Origin of the sequence: Bradyrhizobium lablabi (genome assembly GCF_900141755.1) — a bacterium.
Taxonomy (GTDB): Bacteria; Pseudomonadota; Alphaproteobacteria; order Rhizobiales; family Xanthobacteraceae; genus Bradyrhizobium; species Bradyrhizobium lablabi_A.
In genome coordinates, this window is the sequence record NZ_LT670844.1 from 7,795,462 (window position 1) to 7,819,602 (window position 24,141).

The following is a 24,141-nucleotide window of genomic DNA, read 5'->3' on the forward strand; positions in this document are numbered from 1 at the left end:
CCGGGATAATCCGGATTTCTATTGTCAGATGGGCCGTTAGCGGGAGTTCTTCAACCGGGCTGCCCACAGAAAACCCGCCTCCGTCAGCTCGCCTCGGGGTGAATCTCCGACGCCACCGGCTGTGAATTGCGGACCACCTCGGGGAGGGCGACCGGGCGCAGGCCGATCAGCTCCGCGGTCCGGATCGCGCTGTTGCGCCAGAACGAGAATTCGTTGAGGCGGGAGTTTTCCAGAATGGCAATGGCTACCGCCGACAGGAAGGGCAGGCTTTGCAGCACCAGCACGCCGGCGAACACGTAGATCTCGAGGACCTGCTTGAAGTTATTGGTGACGACCAGCACCGCCGCGCCGACCAGCAGCAACACGCCGATCACGGCCTCCCAGAATGCCTGGAACTCGATCGACATCCGCGACAAGCCGCCCTTCGAGGTGCGGGTGAACGGCAAATGCTCGGTGATGAGGCCGTTGGCAACCGCCCGCGACACCGTCCATTGCACCGACATCGCCGCGATCATGGCGCCCAGCATCTGGCCCCATTTCACCGGCACGCGCAGCCGGTACATCGTCACGAAATGCAGCAGCGAGACCACGAAGGATGCGATGATCGGCAGCGTCAGGATCTTGTCGGGAATGGCGATGTCCGCGAAGGCTACGATCGGCACCCAGATCAGATTGAGGATGGCGACCAGCACGCCAAGGCTTTCGGCCCCTAACCAGTTCAGCCAGCCGAGGGTGAATTCGCGGCGTTGGTCCGGCGTCAATCGGCTGGCGCCGGGCAGAAAACGCCGCCAGTGCTTTTTGACGATCTGGAAACCGCCATAGGCCCAGCGATGACGCTGCTTCTTGAAGGCCTCATAGGTGTCCGGCAACAGGCCGTGACCGTAGCGGTGATTGGTGTAATGGGTCAGCCAGCCATGCTCGATGACGGCGAGGCCCAAATCCGTGTCTTCGCAAATGGTGTCGCCGGCCCAGCCGCCGGCCATGTCCATCGCCGCGCGCCGGATCAGGCACATGGTGCCGTGAACGATGATGGCGTTGGCCTCGTTGCGCTGGACCATGCCGATGTCGAAGAAGCCGGCATATTCGCCGTTCATGATGTAGTGCATCAGCGAGCGGTCGCCGTCGCGATGGTCCTGCGGCGCCTGCACCAGGCCAACTCTGGCGTCGGCGAAAACCGGCACCAGATCCTTCAGCCAATCCGGCTGCACGACATAGTCGGCATCGATGATGCCGATGATCTCGGCATCGACGGCAGTGCGGTCCATGGCGATGCGAAGCGCGCCGGCCTTAAACCCTTGCACCTTCTCGGCGTTGATGAACTTGAAGCGCTCGCCGAGCGCGCGGCAGTGATCCTGGATCGGTTGCCAGAATTCAGGGTCGGGGGTGTTGTTGATGATCACGACGCATTCGAAATTCGGATAGTCGAGCCGCGACACCGCATCGAGCGTCTGTTTCAGCATCTCCGGCGGCTCGAAATAGGCGGGGACATGGATCGAGACCTTGGGGAAGGTGACGGTTTCGCCCATGGTGGCCGGCGCGACAGCCGCGCCCTTGATGATCAACCGGAGTGGCTTGCGGCCGAAAGCCACCGCCGCGATCTCCTCGATCCGCGCCATCGCGATCAGCACCAGCGGAACCAAGAGGATCAAGCCCAGCGTGAGTGCAAAGGCCGAACCGAGCACAAAATAATGGCCGGTCCAATAGGAAAACACGGTCGCGGCCCAGGCGCCGATGCCATTGGCCGCCGTCGCCAGTATCAGCGACTGCATCACGGTGGCGTCGGGCAGCCGCAGGATCGGGAGCGACATCAACAGGCCGACCAGCAGAGCGAGCGTTGCCAGTTTCCAATAGGCCTCATCGACGACGGGGCCCGACCAGGCGAATTTCGGCTCGCGCGCCGCGTTGAGGATGCCCCAGTATGGACCGACGCCGCCCTCAAAATATTTCCAGGGCTGATCGATCGCCTCGACGATGTTGTATTCCATCCCGATGGCTTCGGCGCGGCTGACGAAATTGCGCAGCGTCACTGCCTGCTGGAACGGTCCCGGCGTGGCGCTTTGCAGATTATAGCCGGCGCTCGGCCAGCCGAATTCGGCGACCACGATACGCTTGCCCGGAAACGCGTCGCGCAGTTTCTGATAGATGATCAGCGCCTGATCGACCGCCTGCTTGTCGGAAAAGCCTTCCCAATAGGGAAGGATATGCGCCGCGATGAAATCGACGGAAGAGGCGAGTTCGGGGTGCTCAAGCCAGATGTTCCAGATTTCGCCGGTGGTCACGGGGACATTGACCGATCCCTTGACGCGCTGGATCAGCGCGATCAGGTCGTCGATCTTCTGCTCGCCGCGGTAGAGGGTTTCGTTGCCGACCACGACGCCGTTGACGTTGCCGTTGTGTTTTGCCAGTTCGATCGCCGACAGTATTTCGCGTTCGTTGCGGTCGGCATTCTTGTCGATCCAGGCGCCGACCGTGACCTTGAGCCCAAATTCCGCGGCGATCGGCGGCACCAGTTCGCTGCCTTCCGTCGAAGAGTACAGGCGGACCGCTCGCGTCAGGGTGGAGAGTTTCTTCAGATCGGCGCGAACCTTCTCAGAGTCGGCGATGCTGTCGGCTACGATGTGACCCCGTTCGAACGGCGCGTAGGACACGCTCGGCAGAATGCCCTTGAAGTTGGGGGCCTCCTGCTTCTCCCGAAATACCCCCCATAAGGCAGCATGAACGGCGGCCACACACAACAAAACGGCGACGACGGCGCGCATCGCGACTAAACCACCTGGGGCCAAAATGGCAGGGAAACGGATCCGTCCCCGAGATCCGACCGAGTCAGCGGCAAATTCAACATAGCTCTGCCACGCGATTTAACAACTCTTATGACGCCATGGCGTTTTGAGGGCGCGAACAATCCCAACCGTGAAAAAGGTTGGAACCATCGCGATCTGCGCCAGCGATACTAAGATGATCATTCCCAGCGTCACTGCAACGGCCGAGCCGCAAGTGAAGTAACCACCAGAACGGCGGCGACGACGGCGCGCATCGCGACGAGACCCTGGGGGCAAGTATGGCTGGGAAGCGGATTCGTCCCCGAGATCCGACCAAGTCAGCGGCAAATCGAGCATATCTCCGCCACGCGATTTAACAACTCATATGACGCCCTCACGTTTTGAGGGCGCGAACACTCCCAACCAGTGAAAACTTCGGATCGTTCCGAAGGCGGGATTGCGACTATTTCGCCGGCGCCGGGGTGGCAGCGGGCGCCGGGGTTGCCGCGGCAGCGGGCGGGGCGGGCGCCGCGGCGCCCGAGGTCGTGGGCGCGGCGGGCGGGGCGGCCGCTGCGGCGGCTTGCGGCTGGGCCGCCGGATTGATCCAGCAGGCATGGACCCGGCCGCTCAGGCTATCGGGCACCTTGGGATCGATCAGCGAAAAGAACCGCGTCAGGCAACGAAAAGCAGCCTGGACGTGGCCGCCCGGGCAGCCGAACCGGTCGTACAGATCGAGATGCCGGAACGCGGTGTCGAGGTCGTCGCGGTACATCAAAACCACCACCCGGCGGCCGAGCCAGACGCATTCCGGGTTTCCGGCCGGACCGTTGATGGTTTGCGACGCTTCGACGAATTCGTCGGTTTTGTGCTGATTTTCCTTGGGCGCGTCAGCCGAGGCGGCGGGAGGCTTGCCGGATTGATCGGCGCTGGGCGGGGTGCCGCTCTGGGCAACGGCGCTTCCGATACCCGCGCTTCCAAAACCGATGAGCAATGCAAGGCCGGGAACGGCGAGGTGACGCAAAACCGCATTCTTGAACTGAAGCACACCTCGACCCATAAATTCCCCGATTTGTTTCCCGCCCGCGGCCAGCGCTGAGCAGCTGGTTTGCGCGCTGGTTTGATTGCCGTTCAAATGGGTCCCCAATGCGGCGGAGACACCGGGGGATTCCCATGACGGACATTTCGGATTTTGTCCAGCAAAGTCACAACTTTATCGTGTCGTGGTAAAGCCGGCGCACCGGACGGCATTGGATTGCGCATATCAACTCTTGGCAGACGGCACCTGACCGGCTAATCGACGGGCCCTTCCCGGAGGACGGAACCGATTTCTCTTCGTACGCCACTGGCGCTTCTACTCATATCCCTGAGTGCGATTGGAGCCGTGTGGTGGTGGCTGGCCACGCCGATCTCGCTGCCGCGCGCACCGATCGACCCCAACGCCAAGCTGTTGTGCGTGTCCTATGCGCCGTTCCGCGACACCCAGACGCCCCTGCAGCCGACCACGCACGTTTCGGCGGAGCAGATCGCCGAGGACCTGGCGCAGCTTGCCAAAGTCACCGACTGCGTCCGGACCTATTCGATCGAAAACGGTCTCGACCAGGTTCCCGCGCTTGCCGGCAAAGTCGGGCTGAAGGTCCTCCAGGGAATATGGCTCGGCAGCAACCGGCTCAAGAACCTGACGCAGATTTCAACCGCGGTGCGGCTGACCAAGGAAAACCCCGGCGTGATCACCGCGCTGGTGGTCGGCAACGAGGTGCTGCTGCGCGGCGAGATGACGACCAACGACCTCGCCGCCACCATCCGCTCGGTCAAATCGCAGGTTTCCGTTCCCGTCACCTATGCCGATGTCTGGGAATATTGGCTGCGCAACCGGGAAGTCTATGACGCGGTGGATTTCGTGACGATCCACATCCTGCCCTATTGGGAAGACGTTCCGGTCCGTGCCAAATATGCCACCGCCCACGTCGACGCCATCCGCAAGCAGATGGCGGTCGCCTTTCCCGGCAAGGAAATCCTGATCGGGGAGACCGGATGGCCGAGCCAGGGGCGGATGCGCGACGGTGCGCTGCCGTCGCGGACCAATCAGGCCCGCGTCGTCTCCGAAATCCTCGATCTCGCCAAGAAGGAAAATTTCCGCGTCAACCTGATCGAAGCCTATGACCAGCCCTGGAAGCGCGAGCTCGAGGGCACCGTCGGCGGCTATTGGGGCCTGTTCGATTCCGTGCGGCGCGCGGTGAAATACCCGCCCGGCGTGGACATCAGCAATTTTCCGCTGTGGAAGTGGCAGATGGGCTGCGGCATGGCGCTCAGCTTCCTGGTGTTCACTGCGGCCTGGCTGACGCTGCGGCGCCGGCCATGGAAGCCGCGGCTCGCCTCCTGGATCGCGGTCGGAACGTCGGCGACCACGGGCGGAATCCTGCTCGGGGTCGCCGCCGACAAATTGGTCTATGAAAGCTACGGCGTGGGCGGCTGGCTGTTATGGGGCGCGCTGTTTTCGGCCGCGATCGCCTCGCCGTTGCTGTGTGCCAATGCGCTGATGTCGGGACGCCCGCTGCCGACCTTTCTGGACCTGCTAGGACCGCGTGACGACCGGCCGCGGTCGATCCTGACCATGCTGCTGGCGATCGCGCTTGTCGTGACTACCCTGGTCGGTGCCAAGACCGCGCTCGGCTTCGTGTTCGACCCGCGATATCAGGATTTTCCGTTTGCCGCGCTGACCATGGCGGTGGTGCCGTTCTCGACGCTAATGCTGCTCAACCGTCCGCAGGACGGTGTGCGCCCGATCGCGGAAGCGGTATTTGCCGGGCTTTTGGCGGGGTCGGCGATTTACACAGGGTTCAATGAGGGCGGCAACAATTGGCAATCGCTGTGGACCTGCGCGGTCTATGGCCTGCTCGCGCTCACGCTGTGGCGGGCGCGGGCCGTGCAAATCCTAAAATAAGCAGCCCGATCGCAAGGCCGGAGAGGCCGACATTGTAGAGCACGATCCCCAGGCCAGCGGCGATCAGCCCGCCGGTCAAGAGCACGATCGAGGGCCGGATCAGGTGAAGGGTCGCGATGATGAGCGCGACCGCGCCGAACACCGAATTGCGAAACAGGGATGTTGCGAGTAAGCGGGTCTTGCACAGCATGGTCTGCAGGCCGGCATCGCAGGCCAGCGCCACGGTCGAGAGCTCGATCGCGAGATAGCGCAGATAAAGCGCATAACCGACGGTGACAAAGCCGACGATCAAGAGCCATTGCACCTGGTAGGGCGACAGCCGAAACGGAGTTTTTTTCATCGCGGGAATATGGTCGGGAATGCGGGGCGGGACAACCCTGTCTCAGCCGTCATTGTGGGCGAGCCCCAGTTCCAACCGTCATTGCGAGCGAAGCGAAGCAATCCATCTACCCGCGGAACGATGGATTGCTTCGTCGCTTCGCTCCTCGCAATGACGATGGGGTTAGACTCTGGATCAAGGTCTAGACTTAACGTACTGAAACTACGTTGCTTTTAGCGCTACTTCCTACCAAACAGCGACGACAGCGTCGAGGGCGGGTCGGGCTTTTTCGGCGGATCGTCGATGACGACACGCTTTGAACTGTGCCTGCGGGCGACCGGCTTCGGCGCCGGCGGCGCAGGCTTGGATGAGCTGGCCGCCGGCTCCTCGGCCTTCATGGCAAGGCTTTGGCCGTCGAACACGGCGGTCTCGCAATCGCGCTCGTGTTCGATCAGGCCGGCGCAGATTTTCGCCGCCGCCGCGGCGTCGTCGAGCGGGCCGGCCACCAGCCGCAGCTGCATGCCGAGCCCGGTCGAGCCCTCCCGGATCACGATGATCGGGCGCAATGTCGTCAACGCGGCATTCGCACGCGATTTCAAGAGTCCCCGCCACAGCGCGCGCAAGCCGCTGACCGAATTCGCACCCCCGACATCGACGCCAAATTCGGTGCGCAGCACCGCGATCTTGGCCGGCGCCGCATCGGGGGCATCCGTCCCGAAATCGTCGGCAGCCGGCGTGGACGCCGCCACCTCCGGCATCGGCGCCACTGTGACTTTGGCCGGCTTTTCCGGTTCGATCAGTTTCGACGCCGCCGCATCGGGCGGCGCCATGATCGATTTTGTCGCCACCATCGGCGTTGCCGGCGGTGCCGCCGGCGGATTTGCCGCGGTTGGGCCTGCGGAGGCGACGCTCGCCGCCGGGACTGGCTGCGGGGCAGCGTCCGCGCGCGGCCTTTCGGGTATCGCGGCAGGCATGGTTGCAACCGGGGACACGGCGGGAGCCGGCGGCGGAGTTTGCGCCGCCTGTTGCGCGTCTGCGGTTGTGGGAGAAGCGGGCGCGGCCGGCGCCGAGGCGGCCTGCCGCGCCATCGCGCCGGTTACCGTTTCCAGTCCCTGTTCGAGGACCGTGACGCGGGAGTAGAGCCGGTCGCGATCGCTGTTGAGGGTATCGATGGCGGATGCCAGCCGCCGCGTTTCGTTCTGGCTTTCCTTGGCGACCAACTGGATCTGCTGCGCCTGGCGCGCCAGGTCGGCGGCGGCGATCTGTTCGCGCCGCCATCCGATTCCGGACTGGTTGGCGTAGAGCGCGATCACGATCGCGCCGACCGAGGCAACGCCCCATGAGCCGAGCCGCCACAGCGTATGCCGGTCGAAAACGTCCTCCTCGGCCAACAATCCAGACAGCACCCCGCCGGTATTCTCGGTCTCAAAACTGCCGGCCAATTGGTCGGGATTCTTTGCCATACGACGCTTCCGGCCCCCCTCGGGCCTTATCCGAATCACACAGCAAACATTAACAGGAAATCCGCCCTGATCCGGAATTCCGGACCACTTGTGGGTGTGCGAATCAGGTTTCCGTTCCGATGCAAACGCTTTATGACGGCGGCGGCGCAACATGCCCCGCCGATGCAGGGCTTCTGATGCAAGGACAGGGATGACCGTTCGATCCAGCCTCACGATCGTGCTCGCGGCCGGCGAGGGCACGCGCATGCGATCAGTGCTGCCAAAAGTGCTGCATCCGCTGGCCGGCCAATCGCTGCTGGCGCATGTGCTCGCGGCCGCCCCGAAGGGCGCCGGCACGGCCATCGCCGTCGTCGTTGGACCCGGCCACGAGGCGGTAGCGGAGGAGGCCAAGAAAATCCGCCCCGAGGCTGTGATCTACATTCAGCGCGAGCGCCTGGGCACCGCGCATGCCGTGCTCGCCGCCCGCGAGGCGATCGCGCGCGGCGCCGACGACCTCCTGGTCGTGTTCGGCGACACGCCGCTGATCTCGGCTGCGACCTTTGCGCGCCTGCGCGCGCCCTTGCAAAGCGGCGCGGCGCTTGCGGTGCTCGGCTTTCACGCCAAAGATCCCAGCGGTTACGGCCGGCTCATCGTCGAGGGCGGCCACCTCGTTGATATCCGCGAGCACGCCGACGCCACGCCGGCGCAGCGCGCCATCACACTCTGCAATGCCGGGATCATGGCGTTCGACGGCAAGCGGGCGCTCGAAATCATCGAAAAAATCGGCAATGCCAACTCCAAGCGCGAGTACTATCTGGTCGACGCGGTTGCCGTTGTCAGGAACATGGGATTGGAGGCGGTCGTGATCGAAACCAGCGAGGATGAAGTGCGCGGCATCAACACCAAGGCCCAACTCGCCGAAGCCGAAGCGGTCATGCAGGCGCGCCTGCGCAAGGCGGCGCTGGACGCCGGCGTGACCTTGATCGCACCGGAGACGGTTTTCCTCGCCGCCGATACAAAATTCGGCAGCGACGTCACCATCGAGCCGTTCGTCGTGATCGGCCCCGGCGTCACGATATCAGACGGCGCGGTGATCCATTCGTTTTCGCACATCGTGCAGGCCTCGATCGGCAGCAACGCCTCCGTCGGTCCTTATGCGCGGTTGCGGCCGGGAACCTCGCTCGGCGACGGCGCCAGGATCGGCAATTTCGTGGAGACAAAAGCCGCGATCCTGGAGGCCGGCGTCAAGGTCAACCACCTCTCTTACATCGGCGACGCCTATGTCGGTGCCGACACCAACATCGGCGCCGGCACCATCACCTGCAATTACGACGGTTTTTCCAAGCACAAGACAGAGATCGGCGCCGGCGCGTTTGTGGGCACCAATTCGTCGCTGGTGGCGCCGGTAAAAATCGGCAACGGGGCCTATATCGGCTCGGGGTCGGTAATCACCAAGGACGTGCCCGACGATGCGCTGGCGGTCGAGCGCAACCAGCAGGTCAACCGCGAGGGCGGGGCGAAGCGTATTCGCGAGATGAAGACGAAGGCGAAGACGCCGAAAGCCTGATCTACTCGTCGTCGGCAAATTCGGAGAAGATCGCGCGCGTCAGACGCCAGCCGCGGGGCTTGGCGCGTTTGGCGGGTTCGCCCGGCCTGTGCTTGACGAACACCGGTTTTGCCTCTTGGCCGCGGTGCGGCGGCGGCCGGTGGGCGAGGTGGGTGCCTTCGGTCTCGCTGGGCTGCAAGTGCAGCGAAGCGAGACCTCGGTCGCCCGGCGAATGGTTGCGCGTGTCTGCCACGGGCTTGCCTCCGTATCACTCAATCCTTCGAGAAATGCGTTGTTCTCCGGTTAATCGGCGACGGGTTCGTGCTACGATCGGTTCTACAGCTCCCTCTGTTAAGCTTTCGGCTTAACGCTGTTTCAATCGGCAATAATTATTGAGTATCTCAACATCTGCTGTTTTCGTTAAGTGAGGCTTGCGCGGTTTGGACCATCTTTCGGCGATTTGGGGATATTGATCCGCATGTGCGGCATTGTCGGCATTTTGGGACGCGGTCCGGTCGCCGATCAGATCGTGGATTCGCTCAAGCGCCTTGAGTATCGCGGCTACGATTCCGCCGGCGTCGCGACGCTGGAAGGCGACCGTCTCGAACGCCGCCGCGCCGAGGGGAAGCTGAAGAACCTCGAGACGCGGTTGAAGTCGGAGCCGCTCGCGGGCCATACCGGCATCGGCCACACCCGCTGGGCCACGCACGGCAAGCCGACGGAAAGCAACGCGCATCCGCATGCGACCGACAATGTCGCGGTGGTGCACAACGGCATCATCGAGAACTTTCGCGAGTTGCGGAAGATGCTGGAAAAGGAGGGCGCGAAATTCGCCAGCGAAACGGACACCGAAACGGTGGCGCATCTGGTCAACTCTTATCTGCTGAAGGGCGCTTCGCCGCAGGAGGCGGTGAAGGCCTCGCTGCCGCAATTGCGCGGCGCGTTCGCGCTGGCATTTCTGTTCCGGGGCCACGGCGATCTCATGATCGGCGCCCGCAGGGGCTCGCCGCTGGCGATCGGCCATGGCGACGGCGAGATGTATCTCGGCTCGGACGCGATTGCGCTGGCGCCCTTCACCGACACTATCAGCTATCTCGAGGACGGCGACTGGGTGGTGCTGACCCGCGAAGTCGGCGTGATCTATGACGCCCACGGCGCGGTGGTGAACCGCGAAGTGCTGAAATCCGGCGCGTCGTCGTTTTTGGTCGACAAGGCCAATTATCGCCACTTCATGGCCAAGGAGATTCACGAGCAGCCGGAAGTGGTCGGCCACACGCTGGCGCGCTATGTCGATATGGCGACCGAGAAGGTGGCGCTGCCGGCAAAGCTGCCGTTCGATTTTGGCGCCATCCAGCGGATTTCGATCACGGCCTGCGGCACCGCAAGCTACGCCGGCTATATCGCCAAATACTGGTTCGAGCGGCTTTCTCGCATGCCGGTCGAGCTCGATGTCGCTTCCGAATTCCGCTATCGCGAGGCGCCGCTGCGCAAGGGCGATCTCGCGATCTTCATTTCGCAATCCGGCGAGACCGCCGATACGCTGGCGGCCCTTCGTTACGCGAAATCGCAGGGGCTGCACACGCTGTCGGTGGTCAACGTGCCGACCTCGACCATTGCCCGCGAGAGCGAGACCGTGCTGCCGACGCTCGCCGGCCCGGAAATCGGCGTCGCCTCGACCAAGGCTTTTACCTGTCAATTGATGGTATTGGCCGCGCTCGCGGTCGCCGCCGGCAAGGCGCGCGGCGAGTTGTCCGATGCCGATGAAGCCAAATTGGTGCGTGGGCTGATCGAAATTCCACGCCTGATGGCGGCAGCGCTTGCGACCGAGCCGCAGATCGAAAAGCTCGCCCGCGACATCGCGAAGTCAAAAGACGTGCTCTATCTCGGCCGCGGCACCAGCTATCCGCTGGCGCTGGAAGGCGCGCTAAAACTGAAGGAAATCTCCTACATCCACGCCGAAGGCTATGCCGCGGGCGAACTCAAGCATGGGCCGATCGCGCTGATCGACGAGAACATGCCGGTCGTGGTGATCGCGCCGTTCGACCGGGTGTTCGAAAAAACCGTCTCCAACATGCAGGAGGTCGCGGCGCGCGGCGGCGGCATCATCCTGATGACCGACGCCAAGGGCGCGGCGGAGGCGACCATCGAGTCCCTGGTGACCATCGTGCTGCCCGACATGGCCGCGACCTTCACACCGATGGTCTATGCCGTTCCGGTGCAGCTTCTGGCCTATCATACCGCCGTGATCATGGGCACCGACGTCGACCAGCCGCGCAACCTCGCGAAATCGGTGACCGTCGAATAGGCCGAGTCAAGACCTTCGTCGTGCCTGCTTCGCAAATTCAGGTCTTCAAAAATCTGCTAGAACACCCTAGCTGACTAGCTGACTGCGTTGACATCCCTAGATGGCCGCTTCGACCGACCTGGAACCCGAACCCCAATGAATCGCGACGACCTGCCACCGACCGTGCCGCCGGCCGAACTCCCGCCGGAAGCGCCGCGCGGCTTCATGGCCCGTTTCCGGAACTATTTTCTGACCGGCCTCGTGGTCGCGGGCCCGATCGCGATCACGTTCTATCTGACCTGGTGGTTCGTGAATTGGGTCGACAGCCTGGTCCGGCCCTTCGTTCCCATGGCCTATCGGCCGGAAACGTATCTGCCGTTCGGGCTGCCGGGTTCCGGACTCATCGTTGCCGTGATCGCGCTGACGCTGTTAGGCTTCCTCACCGCCAATTTGATCGGGCGGACGCTGGTCGATCTCGGCGAAAGAATTCTCGGCCGGATTCCGGCGGTGCGCGCGATCTATCGCGGCTTGAAGCAGGTGTTCGAGACCCTGTTCTCAGGGGGTTCGAGCTTCCGTCGCGTCGGCCTGGTCGAATTTCCCTCGCCGGGGATGTGGTCGATCGTGCTGATCTCGCAGGTGCCGAGCGCGGAAATCGCGAACACGCTTCCCGGCCAGGAGGAACACATTTCGGTGTTCCTGCCCTGCGCGCCGAACCCGACGACGGGTTTTTTCTTCTATGTGCCGAAGAGCAAGATCATCGAAGTCGAGATGAGCGCCGAAGATGCCGCGACCCTGATCATGTCCTGCGGCGTGGTGCAGCCCGGCTCCGACCAGCAAAAGAAGGTCGCAGCACTGGCCGGAATGGCCAACGCCGCCCGCGTCGCGAATGCGGCCTCGCTGCAGCCCGAGCCGGTGAAGGTGGAGTAGGGCAAGGGGACGCGAAATGCGCAAGGGAAAGACCTTCCGCGAACGCGTGCACGACGCCCGCCAGCATGTGGCGATGATCTCTCCCGATGAAGCCAGGCGGCTGCTCGACCGCGGCGGCGTCACACTCATCGATGTCGGCGAGGAATGGCAGCTCCGCGAGCGCGGAACGATACCGGGCGCCCGCAACATCACGCGCGGCGAACTCGAAATCAAAGCCGATAGCGAAGAAGAACGCCGCGATCCCGCGCTTGAGGATCGTGATCAGAAAATCATACTCACCTGCGGCGGCGGCGGAAAGGCCACGCTCTCGGCACAGGCTTTGCTGGAAATGGGTTTTGCAGACGTATCCGTCATTCAGGGCGGCTGCCGCGGATGGCAGCGGGCAGGCTTTCCGCTCGAGCCTTACCTCGCCCCCAGCATTAGCAAGGCGTCGTCGCAGTCGCAGGGACAGCGCGCCTAGCATCCGCTGTCTCCCCGTCATTGCGAGGAGCTCTTGCGACGAAGCAATCCACGCTTTCTTTCCGCGGCAAGATGGATTGCTTCGCTGCCCTCGCAATGACGGGGAGGGAGCTGTGGCCCGCTTCACGCCAGCGATTCGTAGAGATCCTTCCATTCGGGATTTAGCACTTCGATTAGCGCCAGTTTCTTCGCGCGGCTGCCTGCCTTGATCTGCTTTTCTCGTGTGATCGCTTCGAGCATGGTTTCGTGGAGCTCGTACCAGACCAATACCTTGCAGCCGTATTTGGCTGAGAAGCCCTTTACCAGCCCTTCACGGTGCTCGTAGGCACGCTTTGGCAGGTTTGACGTGACACCAGTGTAGAGGGTCCCGTGACGCCGGCTTGCCACGATGTAGACGCAGGGCTGCTTCATCAGTTTTCCTCCAACCGCATGGATGAAGTCCTACCACGTCATTGCGAGGAGCTCTTGCGACGAAGCAATCCACGCTTTCTTTCCGCGGCCGCCACGGATTGCTTCGCGGAGCCTGTCATCGGGCGCGCATTCGCGCGACCCGTTGGCTCGCAATGACGAAGAGGGCGACCATCTGCCAACACGATACCCCGTCATTGCGAGGAGCACTTGCGACGAAGCAATCCACGCTTTCTTTCCGCGGCAAGATGGATTGCTTCGCTGCGCTCGCAATGACGGGGAGGGAGCTTTGGCCCGCTTCACGCCAGCGAGTCATAGAGGTCCTTCCAATCGGGATTTAGCGCCTCGATCAAAGCCAATTTCTTCGCGCGGCTGCCTGCCTTGATCTGCTTTTCTCGTGTGATCGCTTCGAGCACGGTTTCGTGGAGCTCGTACCAGACCAATACCTTGCAGCCGTATCTCGTGGAGAAACCCTTCACCAGCCCCTCACGGTGCTCGTACGCGCGTCGCGGCAGGTTGGCCGTGACCCCGGTGTAGAGGGTCCCGTGACGCCGGCTTGCCACGATGTAGACGCAGGGCTGTTTCACCGGCTTTCCTCCAACCGTTTGGATGAAGTCTTACCACGTCATTGCGAGGAGCACTTGCGACGAAGCAATCCATCCTTTCTTTCCTGCGGCGGCAATGGATTGCTTCGCTTCGCTCGCAATGACGGCGGAGGAGCGCAATGACGGGGAGGGAGCCTCACCCCGCCCCCAGCAACGGCAGCGCCTCGTCCCGCTCGAACAGATAGAGCAGGCAGCGCAATGCCTCGCCGCGTTCGCCTTCGAGCTTCGGATTGTCCTTCATGATGCGCAGCGCTTCGTCGCGGGCCTGGGTGATGAGCTGGCCGTGCACCTCGGAGCGCGCGATGCGATAGCCGGGCAGGCCGCTTTGCCGGATGCCGAGCACGTCGCCTTCGCCGCGCAGTCTTAGGTCCTCTTCGGCAATCCGAAAGCCGTCGGTGGTTTCCCGGATGACTTTCAGCCGCGCCTTGGACATGTCGTTGAGCGGCTCCTTGTAGAGCAGCAGACACGTCGAGGCTTCCGCGCCGCGCCCGATCCGGCCGCGCAGCTGGTGCAATTGCGCTAGCCCAAAGCGCTCGGCATTCTCGATCACCATGATGGTTGCGGCGGGAACGTCGACGCCGACCTCGACCACGGTGGTCGCCACCAATAGCCCGATCTCGCCGGCGGCGAACTGCGCCATCACGCGATCCTTCTCGGCGCCGCGCATCTGGCCGTGCACGAGACCGACGCGGTCCCCAAAGCGCTCCTGCAGGCTCTCAAAGCGCTGCGTCGCATTGGTGAGGTGTTCGATCCCCTCGGCTTCGGATTCCTCGACCAGCGGACAGATCCAGTAAACCCGCTTGCCGGCGGACAGCGCGCGGCCGACGCCATCGATCACTTCGTTGAGCCGGCTGTTCGGCATCGCGCGGGTATCGATCGGCTGCCGTCCCGCCGGTTTTTCGCGCAGCTCCGAAACGTCCATGTCGCCGAAGTAAGTCAGCACCAGCGTGCGCGGGATCGGCGTCGCGCTCAGCACCAGCACGTCGACGGCTTCGCCTTTTGCCGTCAGCGCCAAGCGCTCGCGCACGCCAAAGCGATGCTGTTCGTCGACGACTGCGAGCGCCAGCGCCTTGAACACCACGTCGTCCTGGATCAGGGCGTGGGTGCCGACCAGGAGATCGATCTCGCCGGCTTCGAGGCGCGCCAAAATATCGCGCCGCTCCCTGCCCTTTTCTCGCCCGGTGAGGATGGCGATCCGCAGGCCCGCGCGTTCGGCCAGCGGCGCAATGGTCTTGATGTGCTGGCGCGCCAAAATTTCGGTCGGCGCCATCAGCGCGGCCTGCTTGCCGACTTCGGTGACGGCAGCGGCTGCCAACAGCGCCACCACGGTCTTGCCCGAACCGACGTCGCCCTGCAAAAGCCGCAACATGCGGATCGGTTGACGCAGATCGTCCGCGATCGCGGCGGTGGCCTGGCGTTGCGAAGCCGTCAGCGCATAGGGCAGGGCGTCGATGATCTTGCTGCGGAGATGACCGTCGCCGGCATGGCGGTCGCCCGCGGGCCTTCGCAACTGCGCGCGCACCAGCGCCAGTGCTAATTGGCCGGCCAGCAACTCGTCGAAGGCGAGCCGCGACCAGAACGGACCGTCGGGCAGGATGTCCGTCAATTCGACCGGCACGTGCACCCGCTGCAGCGCTTCGGCGACCTTTGGAAACTTGCAGCGGCGGATCACTGCCGGGCTGATCCATTCCGGAAGCTCGGGGAGTTTTTGCAACGCCTGCGCCACCGCGCGCCGCACTGAGCCCACCGCCAGGCCTTCGGTCAGCGGGTAAACCGGATCGATGCCCGACAGTTTTGCAAAGCCGGCTTCATCGACGACGCGGTCGGGATGGGTGATCTGCAGCATGCCGTCGTAGATCTGCGCCGTGCCGGAGACGTAACGCTTGGAGCCGACCGGTAGCAGTTTTTCGACATAGCCCGGCTGGGCGCGGAAATAAGTCAGCACCACGTCGCCGGTCTCGTCGCTGACATAGACCAGATGCGGCGCGCGCGGGTTGCGCGGCGGCGTCGGCCGATGCCGGTCGACGGTCACTTCGATCGTCACCACGGTTCCAGGCACGATCTCGCGGACCTTTGGGCGCGCGCGGCGATCGATCACGCTCGCCGGCAGATGGAATAGCAAATCCACCAGCCGCGGCGTGTCGTCCCGGCCGAGCAGATAGCGGAACAATTTGTCCTGCTTCGGCCCGACGCCGGCAAGGCTCGTGACCGGCGCAAACAGTGGATTGAGCAGAGCAGGGCGCATCACCAAAGCCTAAGACCGTTCATGCTCGTCATGCCCGGCTTTATGCCGCGCATCCACGGCTTTTTTTCCAAAGAAAGCCAAGCCCGTTGGATGAATTGAGCCGACGCGTCCGCCATCCAGCCATTTTTCTTGATTTGGTTGCTTCAGTCTGATAACCATCGGATGTGACGGAGCCGCGCGACCCTTCCCTGGATGTGCTGCTCGACCTTGATGGGCAGGTGCTCGTTGTCGATCCGGAAGGCGGCCACTGGGTCCGCTTCGTCGTGACGCAGGTGCCGGCGTCGGTGGAGAAGCCGCACGGCCTGGACTATTCGCTGACGCTGCACGGGCCGAATGGCGAGCGACTGGTAGGCTTCGACAACGCCCATCCGGTGGCGCGTCAGAAGCGCGGAGAGGCGCAAGACCATCGACATCGTCTAACGGACAATCAAGGCTTACGACTATCGGGACGCGGCGACGCTATTGCGCGATTTCTGGACCTTGGTGGACACCGTGTTGCGCGAGAAGGGAGTAATGCCATGACGACTCTGAAAGTGGGTATCGCTACCTATGGGGAGATGAAAGCCCGCACGATGGCGGTCGCACGCGGCGAGCGGCGCATTGCGCCCGGCGAACCAAAGGTGTGGTTTACCTCGACCGAATCCTTCGCCAAAGTTCTCTCGGCGGGCAATCGCGACCTCTTAAGGGTGATCGCGGAACAGGCGCCGGCCTCGATCGATGAACTGTCGCGGATCACCGGCAAGGCGAAGTCGAACCTCTCGCGGACGTTGAAGACGATGGCGGGCTACGGGTTGGTGCGGCTGGAACGTGGCGAGCGGGGACGGATCACGCCCAAGGTCACACATGACCGGGTCGAACTCGACCTGCCGCTTACTCGGCCGCGGAAGGCGGGATAAAGTCACAGCTCTAGCTGGGGGATGGAGCCGCCCCGTCCTCGGTAGCTCCAAGAGCACAGGCCGTTAGTTGCTGATGATGATGCCTAAGCGGACTGGGTCATGGAGCCAAGGATATGGATGATGTCGAGATCGTCAACTATGATCCGCGCTGGCCGGTATTGTTCGACGAAGAGGCCAAACGATTGCGGGCAGTACTCGATCCGTCTCTAATAGTGGGACTCGAGCATTTCGGAAGCACGGCTGTTCCCGGCTTATCGGCCAAGCCCATCATAGATATACTGATTGCGGTCCAATCATTGGCGGACGCGCAAGCCACTTTTGTCGAAGCCCTTCGAAATCTTGATTATGTCTATTGGGCCGATAATCCGAAGAAGGATCGAATGTTCTTCGTTAAAGGCATGCCCCCCTTCGGATCAAGGCGCTCCCACCATGTTCATGTGACGGAGCCGCATGGAGAGATGTGGCAGCGGTTGGCGTTCAGGGACTATTTGCGCGCTCATCCAGAGGAAGCTACGACTTACGAGCGGCTCAAGAGACGACTTGCCGCCGAACATCAGACGGATCGCGAGGCTTATACCGACGCCAAATCTGCCTACGTCGAAACTGTGATGCGGAAAGCAATCAAGCGAGCGTAGCCCAGATGAGCCCGTAGGGCGCAATGGCGTAGCGTGTTGCGTCGGCGCGCTATTACGGAGGCCAGCTCGCTACGCCCAGGGCAGTGTATCGTTATCGCTCCCTCGACAGACCGAGTTGCCGGAACTAGCTTTACGCGATGAACATTGTTCGCCGTACCGTGGAAATCGATGCCAGCACCGACGCACGCCTGACCGAAATGGCGGCTGAGCGCGGGCAGGATGTCGCGGCCGTTCTCGCCGAGGCTGTGGCGCTGCTCGATTCGGTTGTCGATCTGGCGGGTCCGGATTTCGCAGAGGACCGGCGTCGGCTCGACGAATTCCTCAACAGCCGCACGGCGGCTCCGCTGAACAGTGTCAAGGTATGGGTCGCGAGCTGGGATACAGACGAAGAAACTGCCCCGTCCATCCCCAGACAAGATTCCGAGTAGTCGGCGGACGTCCGCTTTGGTGCGCATTCCGGACTCAAGTCGGACGTCGAGTCAGGTCCGAAAAGTGCCCCAACAACGGACTTGTGCGCTGCAGCGCCGTTGCGGCAAAATGGAAGCGGCGCCGAGCCGGTCGGGCGCGTGAAAGACGTTGAGTTACTGAGAGCGCGCATAGTCAGTTGCATCAAGCCGGCAGGAACGACACGAGCTCAATCGAGAGTTCTGATGATGCCGCAGAATTCATCTGAGAGTGCCGGGCGGGTGCGGTGGATTTCTTCGGTTTGCCAACGCCTTGTTGCGCAAGCAGGCCGCATTGGCGCCGCTCCAACCGATACCACCGAACGAGCGCTCCAAAAACGCCTTATCGTTTCGCTTTCGGTCGGACTCTTGCCTTTGACATTTCTGTGGAGCGTAATCTACTTCGCCGCTGGCGCACCGCTCTCTGCCGCCATCCCGGGCTTGTATACGATCATCGCCCCGATCAATACAGCAGTCTTTGCGTGGACTCGAAATCTCGTTGTCTACCGCTTCATCCAGCTTCTAATATTTCTGATCCTTCCATGGCTACTGATGATGAGCCTCGGCGGATTCAAGAACTCGAGCGTGGTGATCATATGGGCTGCATTGTGCCCGCTCGCAGCACTTCTGCTCGAGGACTTGCGCCAAACAGTGTTTTGGGTCCTTGGGTTCGTCTCCCTTCTGATCGTGAGCGCGATCCTGCAGCCCTATCTGGTTCCCGTCGGCTTGTCCGAAACGTTCGTGACCTGGTTTTTCGTGCTCAATGTCGGCGCGGTGATCGCAATAGCCTTCACGCTCCTCTACTACTTCGTCGTTCAGCGGAACTTCTTTCAGGAACGTTCCGAGATGCTGCTGCTCAATATCCTGCCAAAGGAAATCTCGGAGGCGCTCAAAGCCAAACAGCAACCGATCGCGGCTCAATATCAGGATGCAAGCATCCTGTTTGCCGATGTCGTGGAATTCACGCCCATGGCGGCGACTATGACGCCAATGCGCTTGGTCGATCTTCTCAACGAAGTCTTTCAATGTTTCGACGATCTGGTTGAGAAATACGATCTTGAGAAGATCAAGACGATCGGCGACTGCTACATGGTTGCTGCCGGGGTACCGCGATCATGCCCCGATCACGCCAGGGTGATCGTGAATTTAGCCCTCGATATGCGGGCGGCGGTAACCGAACGCAAGTTCGGCGATCGGGAGCTCGCGTTTCGCATCGGTATCAATTCCGGTCCGGTGGTGGCCGGCGTCATCGGCCGCAAGAAATTTATCTATGACCTCTGGGGTGATGCTGTGAACATCGCAAGTCGTATGGAATCGCAGGGACAAAGTCAGTCCATCCAAATCACTCGCAATACCTTTCGATTGATCAAGGATGAATTCGTCTGCGAGGCCAAGGGTACAATCAAAGTGAAGGGGGGCGATCAACTGGAGGTCTGGCACGTGCTAGGAAGGAAGGCCACCTAAGCGTTCCAACACTGGCCGACTTCCGAGTTGGGTCAAACTGAGAAAAACTCAGTGCGAGCAGATGCATTCCGGGTTGCCCGCTGATAGCGGACATTGCTCGATGCAGGGCACTTCGCATTTGTGACAACAAGAGACTCGTCGACCGCGTGTGCCCCCCATAAGGACCACGCATTTTACAATCCTTAAATACTAGCGCTTTTCGAACCGGCGGCGAGCGGGAAACGGCAAACATCGCTTCGAATGTTGGCTCAGGCCGCCGTCCGTTCAGGCTCATTCACGACCGGATGGCAACATGTGGTGCGAAGCAGGCCCGGAGCCGGACATCGGGCGGCGACGCCATTTCGCATCAACGGTAATCTGGCAATTTTCGGATTTTCAGAAATATCGCTTGCCGCCTGACCCAAATCAGTTGTATATGCCTGCCGTCCCGCCTCCTTTCGAGGGGCGTTTCGCGATCGTCACGGACGTCGGCGGCGGGATGCGGTGGACGCGGCGGCGCTTTTGACGAACAGCGCCTAAGCGGACGGAGAAGGCGTGTGGTCCTGACGCCCCGACGCTGGCGTCAAGTTCTTGAGAAGCAAGCTTCTCAGGGGCGACGGTGGCAAGAAAGCCCGGTCGCCGGGGAGAGCGCGCAGGAAACCGTTAAAACCATTGCGCGGGGAAGGCCGGGTGATTCCGGTGTGACCTGACTAACGCGTGTGCGTTCTACCACTACCATTGCACACGCGGCTATCGGGCGCATCGGGCGCCCGGCTTTCCCTGCGCCCTCTCATTCAGAGGGCGGGAAAATTCCAGCAAATCTCGCGCAAAACATGCGGCGAGATCGCGAAGCTGTGTCCGGGGACGGTACCCATGCAACATCGCCGATAATTCGCGCCAGAGAGGTGCTGACATCCGCTCTCCTCATCGCTATATCAACCCCGCCCGGCACGTCCGGGCTTTTGGCGTTTGGACGGAATGGGACAATGACGGGATCGACACGATCGAGCGGCGGCCTTGATGACCGCCGCAAGCGGCTATTGTTTCGCTGCTGGCATCGCGGCACCCGCGAAATGGACCTGATTCTCGGCCGTTTTGCCGACGCCGAGATCGCAAGCCTCAGGGATGACGAACTGGCGCAGCTCGAGCGCCTGATCGAGGTGCCCGACCCCGATCTTTATGCCGCGTTGACCGATGGCAAGGCGCTCGCAGGCGAATATGCCAGCGCTCTTTTTGACCGCATCAAGTCGTTTCGCGTGGACCACGAGGCATGAAAGCGCCCACCCGATCGCCCGCCGAATTGCTCGCGCCCGGCGGCGCGTTGACCTTTGCCAATGTCGCCGAGGGCGCCGAAGGCCTGGTCGTCTCTGATCTGGCCCGCGCGATCGCGGCGCGGCCAAAGAGGCCTGCCGTCAGTCTCGCCGTGGTTTGCCGCGACGGCGCGCGCATGCAACAGCTCGCCCGCGCGCTGGAATTCTTTGCTCCCGACTTGCCGGTGCTGCAGTTCCCGGCCTGGGACTGCCAGCCCTATGACCGGGTGTCGCCGCATGGCGGCATTTTGGCGCAACGGCTGACCACATTGGCGCGATTGGCGCGCCTGCAGGGCAGCGACAAGCCGCTGATCGTGCTGACCACGGTCAATGCCATCGTGCAGCGGGTGCCGGCGCGCGAGATGATCGCCGCGCAGGCGCTGTCGGTCGCGCCCGGCCATGTCGTGCCGATGGACTCGATCGTCGCGTGGCTCGAGCACAACGGCTACAACCGTTCCTCCACGGTGCGCGAGCCCGGCGAATATGCCGTGCGCGGCGGCATTCTTGATTTGTTTCCGGCCGGCCTCGACCAGCCCGTCCGTTTTGACTTTTTTGGCGACAGCCTCGAATCGATCCGCTCCTTCGACGCAGAGACCCAGCGCACGCTTTTGGACATGCGCTCGCTCGACCTGGTTCCGATCTCGGAGTTTCAACTGGTCACCGAGACCATCCGCCGGTTCCGCATGGGCTATGTCGCAGCCTTCGGGGCGCCGGAGCGCGACGATCCCCTGTATGAGGCCGTCAGCGAAGGCCGTCGCCATCCCGGCATGGAGCATTGGCTGCCGCTGTTCCAGGACAGGATGGACACGCTGTTCGACTATCTCGGCGACGCGCCGCTTGCGATCGAGCCGCAAGGCGAGGATGCCGCGCGCGAGCGGTTCAAGCAGATCATTGACTATTACGACGCGCGGCGCGAGGCGCTGGAGCATCCCGGCGGCGGCGCGGTGTACAAACCCTTGCCGCCCGACCGGCTCTATCTGACCGAGGATGAGTGGAGCAAACGGCTGGACGAGGCGGCGCTGGCGCGGCTGACGCCGTTCGCGGTTCCCGAAGGCAGCGCCAACACGGTGGATGCCCGCGCGCGCCAGGGACGCAATTTTGCGCCGGAACGCGCCGATACCGCCGTCAACGTATTCGAATCCGTCGTCGCCCATGTCGGCGCGCTGCATGCGCAACGCAAGAAGGTCGTGATCGCGCTGTGGAGCGAAGGCTCGCGCGACCGCATGAGCAGCATGCTGCGGGATCACAAGCTCACACACCTCACCAGCGTCAACACCTGGCGCACGGTGCTGGCAACCCCGCGCAACGAGGCCATGCTGGCGGTGCTTGGCATGGAATCCGGCTTCGAGACCGACGATGTCGCCGTCATCAGCGAACAGGATATCCTCGGCGACCGCCTGGTGCGCCCGCGCAAAGCGAGCCGCAAGCTCGACAATTTCATCTCCGAGGTCACGAGCCTGACTGCCGGTGATCTCGTGGTGCATGTCGAGCACGGCATCGGCCGCTTTGTCGGGTTGCAGACGCTCGAGGTATCCGGCGCACCGCATGATTGCCTGGAACTGCATTACGCCGCCGACACCAAACTGTTTTTGCCCGTTGAAAATATCGAACTGCTGTCGCGCTACGGCTCCGACCACGCCAACGTCGAGCTGGATAGATTGGGCGGCAGCGGCTGGCAGACGCGGAAAGCAAAACTCAAGAATCGCATCCGCGAGATTGCCGGCGAACTGATCAAGATCGCGGCCGAGCGGCATTTGCACGAAGCGCCGAAAATGCCGGTGCAGCCGCATGTCTATGACGAGTTCTGCGCGCGCTTCCCCTATGAGGAGACCGAGGACCAGCTCGGCGCCATCCAATCGACGTTGAAGGATCTGGAAAGCGGCCGGCCGATGGACCGGCTGATCTGCGGCGACGTCGGCTTTGGCAAGACCGAGGTGGCGCTGCGCGCGGCCTTTGCAGTCGCGCTTGACGGCAAGCAGGTCGCGGTGGTGGTGCCGACCACACTGTTGGCCCGCCAGCATAACAAGACCTTTGCCGAGCGGTTCCGCGGTTTTCCCGTCAATGTCGCCCAAGCCTCGCGGCTGGTCGCGCCGAAGGAATTGTCGCAGGTCAAGAAGAACCTCGCCGACGGAAACGTCGATATCGTGGTCGGCACCCACGCGCTGCTCGGCAAATCCATCAAATTCAGGGACCTCGGCCTTCTGATCGTCGACGAGGAGCAGCATTTTGGCGTCAGCCACAAGGAGCGCCTAAAACAGCTTCGCGCCCAGGTGCATGTGCTGACGCTGAGCGCCACGCCGATCCCGCGCACGCTGCAACTGGCGCTGACGGGGGTGCGCGATCTCTCGATCATTGCTTCGCCGCCGGTCGATCGGCTCGCGGTTCGCACTTTTGTGGCGCCGCACGATCCGCTGATGATCCGCGAGGCGCTGCTCCGCGAGCGCTATCGCGGCGGACAAGCGTTTTACGTGGTGCCGCGGATCGAAGATCTTGCCGGGGTAAAAGATTTTCTCGACAAGAACGTGCCGGAGATGAAGGTCGCGGTCGCCCATGGCCAGATGGCGCCGACGGTCATCGAGGACATCATGTCGGCGTTCTATGACGGCAAATATGACATCCTGCTCTCGACCACCATCATCGAGTCCGGCCTCGATATCCCGACCGCCAACACGCTGATCGTGCACCGTGCCGATATGTTCGGGCTGGCGCAGCTTTATCAGTTGCGTGGCCGCGTCGGGCGCTCAAAGCTGCGGGCCTACGCGCTGTTCACGCTGCCGGCGCAGCAGAAGATCACAGCCCAGGCCGAGCGGCGCCTAAAAGTGCTGCAATCGCTGGAAACGTTAGGTGCCGGATTTCAGCTCGCCTCGCACGATCTCGATATCCGCGGCGCCGGCAATCTGCTCGGCGAGGAGCAATCCGGGCATATCAAGGAAGTCGGCTTCGAGCTTTACCAGTCGATGCTGGAGGAGGCGATCCTCAACCTCAAGGCCGGCGTCGCTGAACCTGCGGCCGATCGCTGGTCGCCGCAGATCACCGTCGGGATGCCCGTCTTGATTCCGGAAGAATATGTCGCCGACCTCGCGGTGCGGCTGTCGCTGTACCGGCGGCTGGCCGATCTCGACACCGACGAAGAGATCGACAATTTCGCCGCTGAACTGCGCGACCGATTTGGCGTATTGCCGGACGAAGTGCGCTATCTCTTCAAGGTCGCCGCCATCAAGGGCTATTGCAGAAGGGCCAATGTCGAGAAGGTCGATGCCGGGCCGAAGGGCGCGGTGATCACCTTCCGCGACAACAAGTTCGCGCAGCCCGATCGTCTGGTCTATTTCATCCGCCAGCACGGCCAGGCGGCGCGGGTGCGGCCGGATATGAAGGTGGTGTTCTTCCAGGATTGGGAAACGCCGGAGGAGCGGCTCGCCGGCACCACCGAAATCCTGCGCCAGCTCGCCAGCCTCGCCGAGGACCGCAAGGCGGCATGA

General features: G+C 62.6%; 19 protein-coding genes. 11 read left to right on the top strand and 8 right to left on the bottom strand.

All coding sequences use genetic code 11. From position 1 onward, the window contains the following. Positions 1-83: 83 nt before the first annotated feature. Together B5526_RS36650 and B5526_RS36655 are read right to left on the bottom strand one after the other, a co-directional pair. Entirely contained in the window at positions 84-2,759 is a 2,676-nt protein-coding gene (locus B5526_RS36650; RefSeq protein ID WP_079544478.1) for a glycosyltransferase, read from the bottom strand. A 463-nt stretch (positions 2,760-3,222) separates the two neighbouring features. Further along, positions 3,223-3,816, bottom strand: coding sequence for a beta-1-3, beta-1-6-glucan biosynthesis protein (locus tag B5526_RS36655; RefSeq protein WP_079545973.1), 594 nt, complete (start codon positions 3,814-3,816; stop codon positions 3,223-3,225). A gap of 267 nt (positions 3,817-4,083) precedes the next feature. Here B5526_RS36655 and B5526_RS36660 point away from each other — a divergent pair, with 267 nt between their 5' ends. After that, the gene (locus B5526_RS36660; RefSeq protein ID WP_079544479.1) at positions 4,084-5,700 is read left to right on the top strand and encodes a beta-(1-6) glucans synthase; all 1,617 of its coding nucleotides are present in this window, start codon (positions 4,084-4,086) and stop codon (positions 5,698-5,700) included. Here the strand turns inward: B5526_RS36660 and B5526_RS36665 are convergent. Next, a complete protein-coding gene (locus tag B5526_RS36665) occupies positions 5,660-6,040 on the bottom strand; it encodes a hypothetical protein (protein WP_079544480.1) in 381 nt (126 codons plus the stop codon). The two genes, B5526_RS36660 and B5526_RS36665, sit on opposite strands and share 41 nt — an antisense overlap. Before the next feature lie 218 nt (positions 6,041-6,258). Then, positions 6,259-7,482 (bottom strand): hypothetical protein, encoded by a 1,224-nt coding sequence (locus B5526_RS36670; protein WP_079544481.1) that lies wholly within the window; start codon positions 7,480-7,482, stop codon positions 6,259-6,261. A gap of 190 nt (positions 7,483-7,672) precedes the next feature. Here B5526_RS36670 and glmU point away from each other — a divergent pair, with 190 nt between their 5' ends. Next, positions 7,673-9,028 carry a bifunctional UDP-N-acetylglucosamine diphosphorylase/glucosamine-1-phosphate N-acetyltransferase GlmU gene (gene glmU, locus B5526_RS36675; RefSeq protein WP_079544482.1) on the top strand — a complete coding sequence of 452 codons (1,356 nt, stop codon included), beginning with the start codon at positions 7,673-7,675 and terminating at the stop codon, positions 9,026-9,028. A gap of 1 nt (position 9,029) precedes the next feature. Here the strand turns inward: glmU and B5526_RS36680 are convergent, their stop codons facing one another. Beyond that, positions 9,030-9,260: a hypothetical protein gene (locus B5526_RS36680; protein WP_079544483.1), complete on the bottom strand. Its 231-nt coding sequence runs from the start codon at positions 9,258-9,260 to the stop codon at positions 9,030-9,032. A gap of 225 nt (positions 9,261-9,485) precedes the next feature. On the opposite strand from B5526_RS36680, the gene glmS reads away from it, so the two are divergent. The 3 genes from glmS to B5526_RS36695 all read left to right on the top strand — a co-directional run bounded on the left by glmS (position 9,486) and on the right by B5526_RS36695 (position 12,678). Then, complete coding sequence (glmS, locus tag B5526_RS36685) at positions 9,486-11,312, top strand: glutamine--fructose-6-phosphate transaminase (isomerizing) (protein ID WP_079544484.1); 1,827 nt, start codon at positions 9,486-9,488, stop codon at positions 11,310-11,312. Positions 11,313-11,447: 135 nt separating this feature from the next. Continuing rightward, a complete protein-coding gene (locus B5526_RS36690; RefSeq protein ID WP_079544485.1) occupies positions 11,448-12,218 on the top strand; it encodes a DUF502 domain-containing protein in 771 nt (256 codons plus the stop codon). A gap of 16 nt (positions 12,219-12,234) precedes the next feature. Then, positions 12,235-12,678, top strand: coding sequence for a rhodanese-like domain-containing protein (locus B5526_RS36695; protein WP_079544486.1), 444 nt, complete (start codon positions 12,235-12,237; stop codon positions 12,676-12,678). Between the two features lie 122 nt (positions 12,679-12,800). On the opposite strand, the gene B5526_RS36700 is transcribed toward B5526_RS36695, so the two are convergent. The 3 genes from B5526_RS36700 to recG form a co-directional block, all read right to left on the bottom strand. Then, entirely contained in the window at positions 12,801-13,088 is a 288-nt protein-coding gene (locus tag B5526_RS36700) for a GIY-YIG nuclease family protein (RefSeq protein ID WP_079544487.1), read from the bottom strand. Between the two features lie 296 nt (positions 13,089-13,384). Beyond that, positions 13,385-13,672 (bottom strand): GIY-YIG nuclease family protein, encoded by a 288-nt coding sequence (locus B5526_RS36705; protein ID WP_079544488.1) that lies wholly within the window; start codon positions 13,670-13,672, stop codon positions 13,385-13,387. 154 nt (positions 13,673-13,826) lie between these two features. Further along, entirely contained in the window at positions 13,827-15,935 is a 2,109-nt protein-coding gene (gene recG, locus B5526_RS36710) for an ATP-dependent DNA helicase RecG (RefSeq protein ID WP_079544489.1), read from the bottom strand. Between the two features lie 164 nt (positions 15,936-16,099). On the opposite strand from recG, the gene B5526_RS39655 reads away from it, so the two are divergent. From B5526_RS39655 to mfd, 6 genes are all read left to right on the top strand, one after another. Then, on the top strand, positions 16,100-16,831 hold the full coding sequence (locus B5526_RS39655; protein WP_349642757.1) for a toxin-antitoxin system TumE family protein: 732 nt from the start codon (positions 16,100-16,102) through the stop codon (positions 16,829-16,831). Between the two features lie 113 nt (positions 16,832-16,944). Further along, the gene (locus B5526_RS36725; protein ID WP_079544491.1) at positions 16,945-17,466 is read left to right on the top strand and encodes a GrpB family protein; all 522 of its coding nucleotides are present in this window, start codon (positions 16,945-16,947) and stop codon (positions 17,464-17,466) included. A gap of 137 nt (positions 17,467-17,603) precedes the next feature. Beyond that, positions 17,604-17,894: a hypothetical protein gene (locus B5526_RS36730; RefSeq protein WP_079544492.1), complete on the top strand. Its 291-nt coding sequence runs from the start codon at positions 17,604-17,606 to the stop codon at positions 17,892-17,894. A gap of 222 nt (positions 17,895-18,116) precedes the next feature. Beyond that, positions 18,117-19,373: an adenylate/guanylate cyclase domain-containing protein gene (locus B5526_RS36735; RefSeq protein ID WP_079544493.1), complete on the top strand. Its 1,257-nt coding sequence runs from the start codon at positions 18,117-18,119 to the stop codon at positions 19,371-19,373. A gap of 965 nt (positions 19,374-20,338) precedes the next feature. After that, the gene (locus tag B5526_RS36745; protein WP_079544495.1) at positions 20,339-20,626 is read left to right on the top strand and encodes a succinate dehydrogenase assembly factor 2; all 288 of its coding nucleotides are present in this window, start codon (positions 20,339-20,341) and stop codon (positions 20,624-20,626) included. Next, positions 20,623-24,141, top strand: coding sequence for a transcription-repair coupling factor (gene mfd, locus B5526_RS36750; protein ID WP_079544496.1), 3,519 nt, complete (start codon positions 20,623-20,625; stop codon positions 24,139-24,141). The genes B5526_RS36745 and mfd overlap by 4 nt, the downstream gene beginning before the upstream one ends.